The sequence below is a fragment of the Streptomyces sp. NPDC048671 genome, assembly GCF_055587045.1.
This window is the reverse complement of record NZ_JBVJHB010000023.1, coordinates 32184-47767: the sequence shown is the minus strand read 5'-3', so window position 1 is coordinate 47767 and position 15584 is coordinate 32184. Positions and strand designations below refer to the sequence as shown.

General features: G+C 69.6%; 11 protein-coding genes. All 11 read left to right on the top strand.

The genetic code is table 11. The features are described from left to right. The first annotated feature begins 19 nt into the window (after nt 1–19). Nucleotides 20–2641, top strand: a complete 2622-nt coding sequence (locus ACZ6S6_RS34325) for a valine--tRNA ligase (RefSeq protein ID WP_469708890.1) — start codon at nt 20–22, stop codon at nt 2639–2641. Between the two features lie 116 nt (nt 2642–2757). Next, the gene (gene folC, locus ACZ6S6_RS34320; protein WP_469708888.1) at nt 2758–4281 is read left to right on the top strand and encodes a bifunctional tetrahydrofolate synthase/dihydrofolate synthase; all 1524 of its coding nucleotides are present in this window, start codon (nt 2758–2760) and stop codon (nt 4279–4281) included. 5 nt (nt 4282–4286) lie between these two features. Next, nucleotides 4287–4643: a DUF4233 domain-containing protein gene (locus tag ACZ6S6_RS34315; RefSeq protein ID WP_362963974.1), complete on the top strand. Its 357-nt coding sequence runs from the start codon at nt 4287–4289 to the stop codon at nt 4641–4643. 115 nt (nt 4644–4758) lie between these two features. Further along, nucleotides 4759–5172 carry a nucleoside-diphosphate kinase gene (gene ndk / locus ACZ6S6_RS34310; RefSeq protein ID WP_362963972.1) on the top strand — a complete coding sequence of 138 codons (414 nt, stop codon included), beginning with the start codon at nt 4759–4761 and terminating at the stop codon, nt 5170–5172. 293 nt (nt 5173–5465) lie between these two features. Continuing rightward, nucleotides 5466–6491 carry a rod shape-determining protein gene (locus ACZ6S6_RS34305; protein WP_362963970.1) on the top strand — a complete coding sequence of 342 codons (1026 nt, stop codon included), beginning with the start codon at nt 5466–5468 and terminating at the stop codon, nt 6489–6491. Between the two features lie 99 nt (nt 6492–6590). Next, nucleotides 6591–7643, top strand: coding sequence for a rod shape-determining protein MreC (mreC, locus tag ACZ6S6_RS34300; RefSeq protein WP_362963968.1), 1053 nt, complete (start codon nt 6591–6593; stop codon nt 7641–7643). A gap of 11 nt (nt 7644–7654) precedes the next feature. Further along, nucleotides 7655–8320: a rod shape-determining protein MreD gene (gene mreD, locus ACZ6S6_RS34295; protein WP_362963966.1), complete on the top strand. Its 666-nt coding sequence runs from the start codon at nt 7655–7657 to the stop codon at nt 8318–8320. A 61-nt stretch (nt 8321–8381) separates the two neighbouring features. Beyond that, nucleotides 8382–10547, top strand: a complete 2166-nt coding sequence (gene mrdA / locus ACZ6S6_RS34290; protein ID WP_362963964.1) for a penicillin-binding protein 2 — start codon at nt 8382–8384, stop codon at nt 10545–10547. Further along, nucleotides 10547–11737, top strand: a complete 1191-nt coding sequence (rodA, locus tag ACZ6S6_RS34285) for a rod shape-determining protein RodA (RefSeq protein WP_362963962.1) — start codon at nt 10547–10549, stop codon at nt 11735–11737. Before mrdA ends, rodA begins: the two co-directional genes overlap by 1 nt. Nucleotides 11738–11787: 50 nt before the next feature. After that, nucleotides 11788–13305: a CYTH and CHAD domain-containing protein gene (locus ACZ6S6_RS34280; protein ID WP_469708884.1), complete on the top strand. Its 1518-nt coding sequence runs from the start codon at nt 11788–11790 to the stop codon at nt 13303–13305. 50 nt (nt 13306–13355) lie between these two features. Continuing rightward, nucleotides 13356–15281, top strand: coding sequence for a TIGR03960 family B12-binding radical SAM protein (locus ACZ6S6_RS34275; RefSeq protein WP_362963958.1), 1926 nt, complete (start codon nt 13356–13358; stop codon nt 15279–15281). The last annotated feature ends 303 nt before the right edge of the window (nt 15282–15584 follow it).

Below are 15584 nucleotides of genomic sequence, written 5' to 3'. Positions count from 1 at the left end.
CGGCCCTAAACTGTGTCGCGTGACCGAGAATGCAGCGCAGCAGCCAGCCAGCAACCCCGAACTGCCGACCCAGTACACGCCGGCCGAGGTAGAGGGGAAGCTGTATGAGCGCTGGGTGGAGCGCGGCTACTTCGAGGCCGACGAGCACAGCGACAAGCCGCCGTACTCCATCGTCATCCCGCCGCCCAACGTCACAGGCTCCCTGCACCTGGGGCACGCCTTCGAGCACACGCTGATCGACGCGCTGGTCCGCCGCAAGCGGATGCAGGGCTTCGAGGCGCTGTACCAGCCCGGTATGGACCACGCCGGCATCGCCACCCAGAACGTCGTCGAGCGCGAGCTCGGCAAGGAGGGCAAGTCCCGCCACGACCTGGGCCGCGAGGCCTTCGTCGAGCGGGTCTGGCAGTGGAAGAACGAGTCCGGTGGCCAGATCTCCGGCCAGATGCGCCGCCTCGGCGAGGGCGTCGACTGGTCCCGTGAGCGGTTCACCATGGACGAGGGCCTGTCCAAGGCCGTCCAGACCGTCTTCAAGCGGATGTACGACGACGGGCTGATCTACCGCGCCGAGCGCATCATCAACTGGTGCCCGCGCTGTCTCACCGCGATCTCGGACATCGAGGTCGAGTACCAGGAGGACGACGGCGAGCTCGTCTCCATGAAGTACGGCGAGGGCGACGAGACCATCGTCGTCGCCACCACCCGCGCCGAGACGATGCTCGGTGACACCGCGGTCGCCGTCCACCCCGACGACGAGCGCTACCGGCACCTGGTCGGCAGGCAGATCAAGCTGCCGCTGACCGACCGTACGATCCCGGTCGTCGCCGACCACCACGTCGACCCCGAGTTCGGCACCGGCGCCGTCAAGGTGACCCCGGCGCACGACCCGAACGACTTCGAGATCGGCAAGCGCCACGACCTGCCCTTCCTCACCGTCCTGGACGAGCGGGCCGTCATCACCGTCCCCGGCCCCTTCCAGGGCCTGGACCGGCTGGAAGCCCGCTCCGCCATCGTCGCCGCCCTGCGCGCCGAGGGCCGGATCGTCGCCGAGAAGCGTCCCTACGTCCACTCCGTCGGGCACTGCTCGCGCTGCAAGACCACCATCGAGCCGCGCCTCTCCCTCCAGTGGTGGGTCAAGGTCGAGCCGCTCGCCAAGGCGGCCGGTGACGCCGTCCGCGACGGCAAGGTCAAGATCCATCCGCAGGAGATGGAGAAGCGGTACTTCGACTGGGTCGACAACCTCCACGACTGGACGATCTCGCGCCAGCTCTGGTGGGGCCACCGCATCCCCGTCTGGTACGGCCCGAACGGCGAGGTCGTCTGCGTCGGACCGGACGACGAGGCGCCCACCGGCGAGGGCTGGACGCAGGACAGCGATGTCCTGGACACCTGGTTCTCCTCCGGCCTGTGGCCCTTCTCCACCCTCGGCTGGCCCGAACAGACCGACAGCCTCGCGAAGTTCTACCCGAACTCCGTCCTGGTCACCGGCTACGACATCCTCTTCTTCTGGGTCGCCCGGATGATGATGTTCGGCCTGTACGTCAACGACGGCGTCCCGCCGTTCGACACGATCGTGCTGCACGGCATGGTCCGCGACGAGCACGGCAAGAAGATGTCGAAGTCCTTCGGGAACGTGGTCAACCCGCTGGACTGGATGGACAAGTACGGCTCCGACGCGCTCCGTTTCACCCTGGCGCGCGGTGCCAACCCCGGTGTCGACGTCCCGATCGGCGAGGAGTGGGTCCAGGGTTCCGCCAAGTTCTCCAACAAGATCTGGAACGCCACCCGCTTCGCCCTGATGAACGGTGCCACCATCGAGGGCGAGCTGCCGGCCGTCGGCGAGATGTCGGTGACCGACCGCTGGATCCTGTCCCGGCTGGGCAGGACCGTCGCCGAAGTCGACGCGTACTACGACGACTTCCAGTTCTCCAAGCTCAGCGAGGCGCTCCGGCACTTCGCCTGGGACGAGGTCTTCGACTGGTACGTCGAGCTGTCCAAGACCACGTTCTTCGGCGGCGGCCGGCCGGCCGAGGTCTCGGGCCGGGTCCTGGGCGAGGTCCTCGACGTGATGCTGCGCCTCCTGCACCCGATCGTCCCGTTCGTCACCGAGACCCTGTGGACCGCGCTCACCGGCCGCGAGTCCGTCGTCATCGCGGACTGGCCCAAGGACAGCGGCTTCCGGGACGACGCGGCCGAGAAGGAGATCGAGCTCGTCCAGCAGGTCGTCACCGAGGTCCGCCGCTTCCGCTCCGACCAGGGCCTCCAGCCCGGCCAGAAGGTCCCGGCCGAGCTGGACCTCACCGGTACGCCGCTCGCCGCGCACGAGGCGGCCATCCGCCAGCTGCTGCGCCTCCAGCCCGCCGGTGACGGCTTCCACGCCACCGCGTCGCTGCCGGTCGCGGGCGCCACGGTCGCGCTCGACCTGTCCGGCACGATCGACATCGAGGCCGAGCGCAAGCGCCTGACGAAGGACCTGGGCGCCGCCGAGAAGGAGAAGGCGCAGGCCAACGGCAAGCTGAACAACGAGGCGTTCCTCGGCAAGGCCCCGGACAACGTGGTCGACAAGATCCGTGGCCGGCTCACCAAGGCCGAGAGCGACATCGAGCGCATCACCAGCCAGCTGGCGGCCCTGCCGCAGGCCTGACCCGGCCCGGCCGCACGGAGCCCCCGTACCCCTCGGCCGAGGGGTACGGGGGCTCCGCCGTACCCCCGCAGCCGGGCGCTGCGCGCGATGTCGGTGCTCATCCGTAGACTGGCCCTGTGAGTGAGCCCCGCCCTTCCGACCGGCACGACGCGTCCGACTCCGACGAGACCTTCGCGGAGATCGTCGACGAAGCGACCCAGCGCGACCCCGACCTGGCGGTGATCGAGGCCGGGAGCCGGACGCTGCGCGCCGCCTCCGGGCCGCCCCAGGCCGACGAGGTCCCCGCCCGCCCTTCCGATCCGGAGGTGGACAGGGCGCTGCGCGCGGTGGAGCGGGAGCTCGCCGGGCGCTGGGGGGAGACCAAGCTGGAGCCGTCCGTGGCGCGCATCGCCGCCCTGATGGACGTGCTCGGTGACCCGCAGCGCGCGTACCCCTCCATCCACATCACCGGTACCAACGGCAAGACGAGCACGGCCCGCATGATCGAGGGCCTGCTCGGCGCGTTCGACCTGCGTACCGGCCGCTACACCTCGCCGCACGTCCAGTCGATCACCGAGCGGATCAGCCTGGACGGCGCCCCGATGGACGCCGAGCGGTTCGTCGAGGCGTACCAGGACATCAAGCCGTACATCGAGATGGTCGACGCGCAGCAGCCCTACCGGCTCTCCTTCTTCGAGGTGCTCACCGGCATGGCGTACGCGGCGTTCGCCGACACGCCGGTCGATGTCGCCGTCGTCGAGGTCGGCATGGGCGGCAGCTGGGACGCGACCAACGTCATCGACTCCACGGTCGCGGTCGTCACCCCGATCTCCCTGGACCACACCGACCGGCTGGGCTCCACGCCCGGCGAGATCGCGGCGGAGAAGGCCGGGATCATCAAGCAGGGTGCGACGGTCATCCTGGCCCAGCAGCCGGTCGACGCCGCTCAGGTGATGTTGAAGAAGGCCGTCGCGGCCGACGCCACGGTGGCCCGCGAGGGCATGGAGTTCGGCGTCGTCTCCCGGGAGATCGCGGTCGGCGGGCAGCTGCTGACGCTGCGCGGTCTCGGCGGCGAGTACGACAACATCTTCCTTCCGCTGTACGGCGCCCACCAGGCGCACAACGCCGTGGTGGCGCTCTGTGCCGTCGAGGCGTTCTTCGGGATCGGTGCCGAGCAGCCCGGATCGCTCGACGCCGACATCATCCGCAAGGCCTTCGCCGCGGTGCTCTCGCCCGGCCGTCTCGAAGTCGTCCGCTCCAGCCCCACCGTCGTCCTGGACGCCGCCCACAACCCGGCCGGCGCCCGCGCCGCCGCCGAGGGGCTCTCCGAGGCGTTCGGTTTCTCCCGGCTGATCGGTGTGGTCGGTGCCAGCGGCGACAAGGACGTCCGGGGGCTCCTGGAGGCCTTCGAGCCGATCTTCGCCGAGGTCGTCATCACCCAGAACTCCAGCGGCCGCGCGATGGACGCGGACGCCCTGGCGACCGTCGCCGTCGAGGTCTTCGGCAACGAGCGGGTCCAGGTCGAACCCCGTCTCGACGACGCGCTGGAGGCGGCGATCACCCTCGCCGAGGAAGAGGACGAGTACGCGGGCGCCGGGGTGCTGGTGACCGGATCCGTGATCACGGTCGGCGAGGCCCGGCTGCTTCTGGGAAGGAGCTGACCCACGTGCGTACGCTCTGTGCGTCGACCCTGATCGGCGAGTTCTTCGTGATCGGCTTCGCCGGACTCGTCGCGATGAAGTCCGACGACCTGTCGTCAGCGACGGTGTGGACGGTCTGCGGCATCGGCATGCTGCTCTCCGTGCTGCTCTGCGGGGTGATCACCCGCCCCGGCGGCGTGCAGCTCGGCTGGGCGCTCCAGATCGCGCTGGTCGCCAGTGGCTTCGTGGTGCCGATGATGTTCATCCTCGGTCTGGTCTTCGGTGGCCTGTGGTGGGCCTCGGTGCACTACGGCCGCAAGATCGACGAGGCGAAGGCCCGCTGGGCCGAGCAGGAGGCGGCGCGGGCCCCCGCCGCGGGCTGACCCGGCGCGCGGCCGGTGCACGCCCCTTGCCCGGCGGGCAAACCCGGCCGCCGGGCCGTTACCGCGCCCCTGTAATCTCGCTTCACCGCACCCGTATGCCTGCAAGGAGCCGTACATGACTCAGCGCACTCTCGTTCTTCTCAAGCCCGACGCCGTCCGTCGCGGTCTGGTCGGCGAGATCGTCGGCCGCATCGAGCGCAAGGCCGGCTGGAAGATCACCGCGCTGGAGCTGCGTACCCTCGACCGGGCGACGCTGGAGCAGCACTACGCCGAGCACGTCGGCCGCCCGTTCTACGAGCCGCTCGTCGAGTTCATGCAGTCCGGTCCGATTGTCGCCCTGGTGGCCGAGGGCGAGCGGGTGATCGAGGGCGTCCGTGCCCTGGCCGGCCCCACCGACCCGATCGCCGCCGCGCCCGGATCGATCCGTGGCGACCTCGGTACGGTCACCCGGGAGAACCTCATCCACGCCTCGGACTCCGAGGAGTCCGCAGAGCGAGAAATGAAGCTGTTCTTTCCGGGACTTTCCTGACCTCCGCTCCGCCAAACAGCGCTCATGACCTGGGGCGACCGAAGTAATTCGGTCGCCCTTCGGCATAGGGTCACCGATCGCGGGAACGCATCTCCCCGACGTAACGTCACCATGAGTGGGACGGCCACCCGTTCTGCTCAACAAGGCGAAGGACCCTCGCGCTGTGTCGGTGTATCCGGCACTACGATGGAAGCTTCCACGCCCGCAGCGCTCATCTCGCCTACCAAATCAAGCCATCACCGCTTTCACTTGGGAAGGCCCGACGCATCCTCATGGGGAACAAGGGGAACTCAATGTCGTTCATCGGCCGTGACATGGCTATCGACCTCGGGACTGCCAACACGCTGGTGTACGTCAGGGGGCGCGGCATCGTTCTGAACGAGCCGTCCGTCGTGGCCATCAACACCAACACCGGCGGCATCCTGGCGGTCGGCGCCGAGGCCAAGAAGATGATCGGCCGTACACCGGGCAACATCGTTGCCGTACGGCCACTGAAGGACGGCGTGATCGCCGACTTCGAGATCACGGAGCGGATGCTCCGCTACTTCATCCTGAAGATCCACAAGCGCCGCTACCTGGCCCGCCCGCGGGTCGTCGTCTGTGTGCCCTCCGGTATCACCGGGGTCGAGCGACGCGCCGTCATCGAGGCGTCGACGCAGGCCGGCGCCCGCCAGGTGCACATCATCGAGGAGCCCATGGCGGCGGCCATCGGCTCCGGTCTGCCGGTCCACGAGGCCACCGGCAACATGGTCGTCGACATCGGTGGCGGCACCACCGAGGTCGCGGTCATCTCGCTCGGCGGAATCGTCACCGCCCAGTCGATCCGGGTCGCCGGTGACGAGCTGGACAACGCGATCATCCAGCACATCAAGAAGGAGTACTCGCTCCTCCTCGGTGAGCGCTCCGCCGAACAGATCAAGATCACCATCGGTTCGGCGTTCGATCTGGAGAAGGACGAGCACACCGAGGTCCGCGGCCGCGACCTCGTCTCGGGCCTGCCCAAGACCGTGGTCATCTCCGCGACCGAGGTCCGCAAGGCGATCGAGGAGCCGGTCAACGCGATCGTCGACGCGGTCAAGACGACGCTCGACAAGTGCCCGCCGGAGCTCTCCGGCGATGTCATGGACCGCGGCATCGTCCTCACCGGCGGCGGCGCGCTGCTGCGCGGACTGGACGAGCGGCTCCGTCACGAGACGGGCATGCCGATCCACATCGCCGAGAACCCGCTGGACTCCGTCGCGCTCGGATCCGGCAAGTGCGTCGAGGAGTTCGAGGCGCTCCAGCAGGTGCTGGACGCCCAGCCCCGACCCCGACGGTAGGAACTCACGCGAGCCTCCGCGCGGACGCTGCCGCTCCGCGCGGAGGATCGTTGATATACAGGCACGAACATTCCTACGAGGAAGGCACGGCCGCCGCACGTGAGGGACACACGAGAGAGCCGGCTGCTCCTGGTGCTGCTGATCGCCATCGCATTCGCACTGATCACGGTGGATATCCGCGGTGGGGAGGAGTCGCCGGTGGACGGTGCCCGGCAGGCCGCCTCCACGGTCTTCGGACCGGTTGAGAACGGGGTCGCGGCAGCCGTCGACCCGGTGGGCAACGCCATAGGGGCGGTACGCGCCTCCGGCGACCGGCACGACAAGATCGCCGCACTGGAGCAGCAGAACGCCGCGCTGAAAGCCAAGCTCGGCAGCGACGACCAGAACCGCAGCCGGGTCCGCGAGCTCGACAAGATGCTGAAGAAGTCGGCCGCCGGACAGTACGGCATCAAGGCCGCCGAGGTCATCGCCATAGGAGCGGCCCAGGGCTTCTCCTGGACGGTCACCATCGACGCGGGTTCCAAGGACGGTCTCAAGCGCGACATGACCGTCCTCAACGGCGACGGACTCGTGGGCAGGGTCACCACCGTCGGCCCGGACACCGCGACGGTGCTCCTCGCCAACGACCCCGACTTCACCGTCGGCACCCGGATGGAGTCCACCGACGAACTCGGCTTCGCCACCGGCCAGGGCTCCCGCCCGCTTGCCGTCCAGTTCCTGAACGGCAAGGCCAAGGTCAAGAAGGGCGACCGGCTCGTCACGTTCGGGTCCAGCAAGGACAAGCCGTTCGTGCCCGGAGTCCCGGTCGGCGAGGTCGTCCGTGTCGACCCGTCCGGCGGCGACCTGACCCGCACGGTCTACGTCCGTCCGTTCGTCGGCTTCACCAAGCTCGACATCGTCGGCATCGTCGTCCAGGCCCCGCGCGAGGACCCCCGCGACATGGTCCTGCCGAAGAAGCCGGCCAAGCCCGCCAAGCCGAAGCCCACCCCGACCGTCACCGTCACCATCTCGCCCAACGGCGACATCGTGGACACCGGCGGCAAGGTCGTCGGGAACATCCACGAGAGCGCGGACCCCACCGGCGGCCCGAGCCCGAACCCCAGCGGGAACGCCACACCGAACGCCGACAACGCGGTAAACGAACAGAGGTAGAGCTGATCCCCATGCGCGTCAACCGGACTCTGCTCTCCATCGCCCTGGTCGTGATCGCACTCGTCGTCCAGGTCTCCGTACTCGCCCGGCTCCAGCTGCCCGGCGCGGTGCCCGATCTGCTCCTCATGGTCGTCGTCGGACTGGCCCTCGTCTACGGCCACGTCAGCGGCGCCCTCATCGGCTTCGGCGCGGGGCTGCTCGCGGACCTGGCACCACCGGCGGACCACGCGGCCGGACGGTACGCGCTGGTCCTCTGCGTCATCGGATACCTCGCCGGACTGGCCAAGCCGGAGAACGGCCAGCTCAAGTCGGCCTTCATGCCGATGGCCGTGGTCGTCGCGGCGGCGATCGGATCGACCCTGCTGTACGCGGGTATCGGCGCGCTCGTCGGCGACACGGCCGCCCGCCACGTGGGCCTGGGCAGCCTGCTGTTCACCGCGGCCGTCTACGACCTGCTTCTCGCACCCTTCACCGTGCCCCTGATCATGGCGATGGCCAGACGCACGGTGAACGACCCGCTCACCGAGTCCTCCTCCGGCGGCAAGGACGCCACGTCGGGCTGGCTCGCGGCGGGCACCGGCCTGCGGATCGGCAACCAGCGCGGCGGACTGCGCGTCAAGGCCGCCCGGAACCGGGCAGCACGCGCCGGACGGATCAAGGGAGTCAAGCGACTGTGAGCCCGCATTTCCCGGGGGCCGCCCACCGGGCCCCCTGCCCGACCACCACCGGGGGCGCCCCGTGACCAACATCCCCGAGACGGGCCGGACCCAGCGCGTTCAGATCCGCCTCGTCGTCATCCAGGTCCTTGTCTGCTCCCTGCTGCTCACCCTCGGCGGCCGCCTCTGGTACCTCCAGATCCGCAACGGCCAGGAGTACTCCGACGAGGCGAAGAACAACCACGTCCAGCAGGTCGTCCAGCCGGCCGCCCGCGGCTCCATCCTGGACGCCCGCGGCGTACCCCTCGCCGACAACGAGACCCGGCTCGTCGTCTCCGCCAGCCGCACCGAGCTGCTGAAGATGGCCGACGACGGCAAGGGCGTGCTGACCCGGCTCGCCGACGTGCTCGGCATGAAGCCCAAGGACGTCATCGACAAGGTCCGGCTCTGCGACGCGAAGACCCCGCAGCCCTGCTGGAACGGTTCGCCCTACCAGCCGATCCCGGTCACCGACGAGGCCACCACCCAGCAGGCCCTCCAGATCCGCGAACGAGCCGAGGACTTCCCCGGCATCACCGCCGAACCCACCGCCGTACGCCGCTACGCCGCACCCGGCAAGGCCAACAGCGCCCAGGTCCTCGGCTACCTCTCGCCCGTCACCGACGACGAGATCACCAAGGCCCAGGACAGCGACTCGCCGTACCTGCGCTCCGACCAGGTCGGCCGGTCCGGCCTGGAGCGCACGTACGACAAGGCGCTGCGCGGCAAGGCGGGCGTCACCCGCTACGAGGTCGACAACCTAGGCCGGGTCATCGGCCAGGCGAAGAACGACAAGGCGGAGCCCGGCGCCAGCGTCGTCACCTCCATCGACGCCCGGGTCCAGGCCGTCGCCGAGTACGAGCTCAACCAGGCCATGAAGACGGCCCGCACCGAGTTCGACGCCAACACCGGCGAGAACTACAAGGCCGACTCCGGCGCCGTCGTCGTCATGGAGGCCAAGACCGGGCGGGTCGTCTCGATGGCCTCGCTGCCCAATTACGACCCCAACGCCTGGGTCGGCGGCATCTCCGGCAAGGACTACGCCAAGCTCACCGGCAAGAACTCCAACTTCCCGCTGCTGAACCGGGCCATCCAGGGCCAGGCCGCCCCCGGCTCCATCTTCAAGGTCATCTCCTCGACCGCCGCGGTCAACGCCGGATACCCCTTCGACGGCAACTACCCCTGCCCGAGCTCGTACTCCATCGGCGGCCAGACCTTCAAGAACTTCGAGTCCCAGGGCTACGGCGACATCTCCATCGGCCGCGCCCTCGAAGTCTCCTGCGACACCGTGTACTACGGCATCGCGCACAAGGAGTGGCAGAAGGACGGCGGCAACAACCCCAAGAAGAAGCCCAACGACTGGTTCTACAAGACCGCCCACCAGTTCGGCCTGGGCAAGGAGACCGGCATCGACCTCCCCAACGAGGTCAGCGGCCGCGTCCCCGACCGCGAGTGGAAGAAGAACTTCGCCAAGGCCAACCACGACTCCTGGTGCAAGCAGGGCAAGAAGGACGGCACGTACGTCGAGAAGATCGCCTACGAGAACTGCCTCGAAGGCGACAAGATGCGTGCCGGTGACTCCGTCAACTACTCGATCGGCCAGGGCGACACCCTCGTCACCCCGATCCAGATGGCGACCATCTACGCGGCCATCTCCAACGGCGGCACGCTCTACGACCCCACCGTCGGCAAGGCGATCGTCAGCGGCGACGGCAAGACCGTCGAGGAGATCAAGCCCAAGTCGCACGGCAAGCTGCCCTTCACCCAGAAGACGCGCGACGAGATCGACGGAGCCCTCGCGGGCGTCGCGACCCGCGGCTCGGCCGCCTGGCGTTTCGGCGGCTGGCCGCAGGACAAGATCCCGATGCACGCCAAGACGGGTACCGCCGAGGTCTACGGCAAGCAGACGACCTCATGGTTCGCCACGTACACCAAGGACTACACGGTCGTCATGACGATCTCCCAGGGCGGTACGGGCTCCGGCGCCTCCGGGCCCGCCGTGCGCAACATCTACAACGCGATCTACGGGCTCGACGCCGCGGGCAAGCAGGACCTCAAGAAGGCCCTGCTGCCGACGCCGCAGAAGTCCCTGCCGAAGATCCAGCAGGACGGCTCCATCGAGACCCCGAAGATCAAGCCGTACGACCCGGACGCGGGTAAGCCGCCGGCCGAGCAGACGCTCGCCGCGATCCTGGGGAGGCGCGACTGATGGCCGGTTTCTCCGTCCAGCGGTACGCCCCCGAGCGCTCGGCCTGGGGCCGGTTCACCGCCCGCGACTCCATGGTCCGCCGGCTCGACTGGCCGCTGCTCGGCTCGGCGGTCGCGCTCTCCCTCATCGGCGCGATGCTCGTCTACTCGGCGACCAGGGGACGGGACTCGCTCACCCACGGCGACCCGTACTACTTCCTCTTCCGGCACGCCCTCAACACCGGTATCGGCTTCGCCTTGATGGTCGGTACGATCTGGCTCGGCCACCGCACCCTGCGCGGCGCGGTGCCGATCCTGTACGGCCTGTCCGTACTCCTCGTCCTGGCGGTCCTCACCCCGCTCGGCGCCACGGTCAACGGCGCCCACGCCTGGATCATCATCGGCGGCGGCTTCTCCCTCCAGCCCTCCGAGTTCACCAAGATCACGATCATTCTCGGCATGGCGATGCTGCTCGCCGCCCGCGTCGACGCGGGCGACCAGCCGCACCCCGACCACCGGACCGTCGCCAAGGCCCTCGGCGTGGCGGCGATCCCGATGGCGGTCGTCATGGGAATGCCGGACCTCGGTTCCGTGATGGTCATGGCCGTCATCGTGCTCGGCGCACTGCTCGCCTCCGGGGCGTCGAACCGCTGGATCTTCGGAATCCTCGGCGCGGGCACCGCGGGCGCCGTCGCCATCTGGCAGCTCGGACTGCTCGACGACTACCAGATCGCCCGGTTCGCGGCCTTCGCCAACCCGGCGCTCGACCCGGCCGGCGTCGGCTACAACACCAACCAGGCGCGTATCGCGATCGGCTCCGGCGGCCTCTCCGGCACCGGCCTCTTCCAGGGCACCCAGACCACCGGCCAGTTCGTCCCCGAGCAGCAGACCGACTTCGTCTTCACCGTCGCCGGAGAGGAACTCGGCTTCCTCGGCGCCGGACTGATCCTCGTCCTGCTCGGCATCATCCTGTGGCGCGCCTGCCGCATCGCCCGGGAGACCACTGAGCTGTACGGCACGATCGTCGCCGCCGGGATCATCGCCTGGTTCGCCTTCCAGGCCTTCGAGAACATCGGAATGACGCTCGGCATCATGCCGGTCGCCGGGCTGCCACTGCCGTTCGTCTCCTACGGAGGGTCCTCGATGTTCGCCATCTGGGTGGCCATCGGACTGCTCCAGTCGATCAGGGTGCAACGGCCGATAACGGCCTGAGCCGTGCGAGGACCCTGCCCATCTGGGTACATCCCGTCTAGATTCGACTCATGGCGGACTCGAAGCGTGAGATCGAGCGGAAGTACGAAGCCACCGACGCCACCCGGCTGCCCGACCTGAGCCGGGTGGCCGGCGTCTTTGCCGTCGACCACCGGGGCGTCAGCGAACTCGACGCCGTCTACTACGACACCGAGGACCTCCGGCTCGCGGCCGGCTCCCTCACCCTGCGCCGGCGCACCGGCGGCGACGACGCCGGCTGGCACCTCAAGTTCCCGGTCGCCACCGGCATCCGCGACGAGATCAGGGCCCCGCTCTCCGACACGCTGCCGCCCGAGCTCGCCGCACTGATCCGCTCCCGGGTCCGGGACACCCCGGTCGTCCCTGTGGTCCGGCTCCGCTCCGCCAGGGACGTCCACCACCTGAACGGCCCCGACGGCGCACTGCTCGCCGAGATCAGCGTGGACCAGGTCCGGGCCGAGCGGCTGCACGGCGGCGGCGGCGACACCGCCTGGACCGAGATCGAGGCCGAACTCGCCGACGACGGCGACCCCGCGTTCCTCGACGCCGTCGAACGGCGGCTCCGCAAGGCCGGGGTACGGCCCTCCGCCGCACCGTCCAAACTGGCGCGGGCACTGGCCGAGACCGGCCCGAAGGGGAAACCGGGCGCCAACCGGCCCCGGCCGCACACCGCGGGCGACCACGTCCTGGCCTACGTACGCCACCAGGTCACCGAGATCGTCGCCCTCGACCCGGCGGTGCGCCGCGGTCTCCCCGACTCCGTGCACCGGATGCGCGTCGCCACCCGTCGGCTGCGCAGCGCCTTCAGGACGTACCGCCGGCTCCTCGACAAGGCCGTCACCGGCCCCGTAGCCGAGGAGCTGAAGTGGCTCGCGGCGGAGCTCGGCATCGACCGTGACCAGGAGGTACTCGACGAGCGGCTGCGCACCCGGCTCGACGGGCTGCCCCGCACCCTGGTCCTCGGCCCGGTCCGCGGCCGGCTGCGGACCTGGTCGGTGGCGCGCCGCAGCGGATCGCGCCGCCACACCGTCGCCGTACTCGACGGCAGCCGCTACCTGACGCTGCTGGGGACCCTGGACACGCTCCTCGCGGACCCGCCCCTGCTGGCCGCCGCCGCGGCGTCACCCGGCAAGGCGCTGCCGCGCGCCCTGCACAAGGACCACCGGCGCCTCGCGCACCGCATCGCCCACGCCCGGGAGCTGCCACCGGGCCAGGACCGCGACCTCGCCCTGCACGCGGCGCGCAAGGCGGCGAAACGCGCCCGGTACGCGGCGGAGGCCGCCCGCCCCGCGCTCGGGAAACCGGCCCGGAAGTCCGCCGGGCGGCTGAAAGCCGTACAGGGCGTCCTCGGTGACCACCAGGACAGCGTGGTGGCCCGCGAGGCCCTGCGCGCCCTCGCCGTACAGGCACATCTGGCGGGCGAACCGTCGTTCACCTGGGGACTTCTGTACGGGAAGGAGGAGGAGACGGCGGCGGCACGCGAACGGGAGCTGCCCGGCGTGTGGAAGAGGGCGTCCCGGGCGGAGATCCGGACGGCACGGGGAGGCTGAGCGTCGCGGTACGCTGGATGGTCATCCTTGCCGGCTCTCGAAAGTTCGCGATGTCTGTCGATTCGGTCTTCCCACAGCTCGAAGCTCTGCTCCCGCATGTGCAGAAGCCCATCCAGTACGTCGGCGGTGAGCTGAACTCCACCGTCAAGCCGTGGGACGAGTGCGACGTCCGCTGGGCCCTCATGTACCCGGACGCGTACGAGGTGGGGCTCCCCAACCAGGGCGTCATGATCCTCTACGAGGTGCTCAACGAGCGCCAGGGCGTCCTCGCCGAGCGCACCTACAGTGTCTGGCCGGACCTGGAGGAGCTGATGCGCGAGCACAAGGTGCCCCAGTTCACCGTGGACGGACACCGCCCGGTGAAGGCGTTCGACGTCTTCGGGCTGAGCTTCTCCACCGAGCTCGGCTACACCAACATGCTCACCGCCCTGGACCTGGCCGGCATCCCGCTGGCCGCCAAGGACCGCGGCCTCGACGACCCGATCGTGCTCGCGGGCGGCCACGCCGCGTTCAACCCCGAGCCGATCGCGGAGTTCATCGACTGCGCGGTCATCGGCGACGGCGAGCAGGCCGTGCTGGAGATCACCGAGATCGTCCGCGCCTGGAAGGCCGAGGGCCGCCCCGGCGGTCGCGAGGAGGTGCTCTTCCGGCTCGCGAAGACCGGTGGCGTCTACGTCCCCGGTTTCTACGACGTCGAGTACCTCCCGGACGGCCGCATCGGCCGGGTCGTGCCCAACAAGTCCGGTGTGCCGTGGCGGGTGTCCAAGCACACCGTGATGGACCTCGACGAGTGGCCCTACCCGAAGCAGCCTCTGGTCCCGCTCGCGGAGACCGTGCACGAGCGGATGTCCGTGGAGATCTTCCGCGGCTGCACCCGCGGCTGCCGCTTCTGCCAGGCCGGCATGATCACGCGCCCCGTGCGGGAGCGAAGCATCACCGGCATCGGCGAAATGGTGGAGAAGGGCCTCAAGGCGACCGGCTTCGAGGAGGTCGGTCTGCTCTCGCTCTCCTCCGCGGACCACTCCGAGATCGGCGACATCGCCAAGGGCCTCGCGGACCGCTACACGGACGACAAGATCGGGCTCTCGCTGCCCTCCACCCGCGTCGACGCGTTCAACGTGGACCTGGCCAACGAGCTGACCCGCAACGGCCGTCGCTCCGGTCTCACCTTCGCCCCCGAGGGCGGCTCCGAGCGGATGCGCAAGGTCATCAACAAGATGGTCTCGGAGGAGGACCTGATCCGGACCGTCTCCACCGCGTACGGCAACGGCTGGCGCCAGGTGAAGCTGTACTTCATGTGCGGTCTGCCCACCGAGACCGACGAGGACGTCCTGCAGATCGGCGACATGGCGGTCAACGTCATCGCCAAGGGCCGCGAGGTCTCCGGGCAGAACGACATCCGCTGCACCGTCTCCATCGGCGGCTTCGTGCCCAAGCCGCACACCCCGTTCCAGTGGGCCCCGCAGCTCGGCGTCGAGGAGACCGACGCCCGGCTGGCCAAGCTCCGGGACAAGATCCGCGGCGACAAGAAGTACGGCCGCTCGATCGGCTTCCGGTACCACGACGGCAAGCCCGGCATCGTCGAGGGCCTGCTCTCCCGCGGCGACCGCCGGGTCGGCTCCGTCATCCGCGCCGTCTACGAGGCCGGCGGCCGCTTCGACGGCTGGCGCGAGCACTTCAGCTACGACCTGTGGATGAAGAGCGCCGAGAAGACGCTGCCCGGCTTCGGCGTGGACATCGACTGGTACACCACCCGGGAGCGGACGTACGAGGAGGTTCTGCCCTGGGACCACCTGGACTCCGGCCTCGACAAGGACTGGCTCTGGGAGGACTGGCAGGACTCGCTCGACGAGACCGAGGTCGAGGACTGCCGCTGGACCCCGTGCTTCGACTGCGGGGTGTGCCCGCAGCTGGACCTCGACATCCAGATCGGCCCGACGGGCAAGAAGCTCCTCCCGCTGACGGTCGTGAAGTGACGGCCTGAAGTGACACCACCCCCGGCTCCGGCCGGGTGACAGCTCGACGACGATGGCCCGGCCCGGGAAACCCCCGGCCGGGCCATCGCGGCATGGACCGCGTGAACCGCGCGAAGCACCGGGCGCCCGCGCGGCACCCGGCCGGGGCGCCGGGAACCGGACAGGCGGGTTGCGCGTACCCTGGGTACTGCGCAACATGCGACGGCTGTGCCCAGCGCGGCGCCCGAACCAGAGATCTCCCTGCACGGCGAGAATTCCGTCCAGCAGGGGTGAGCCGGGACGGACACCCCGGGGCCACCCGTA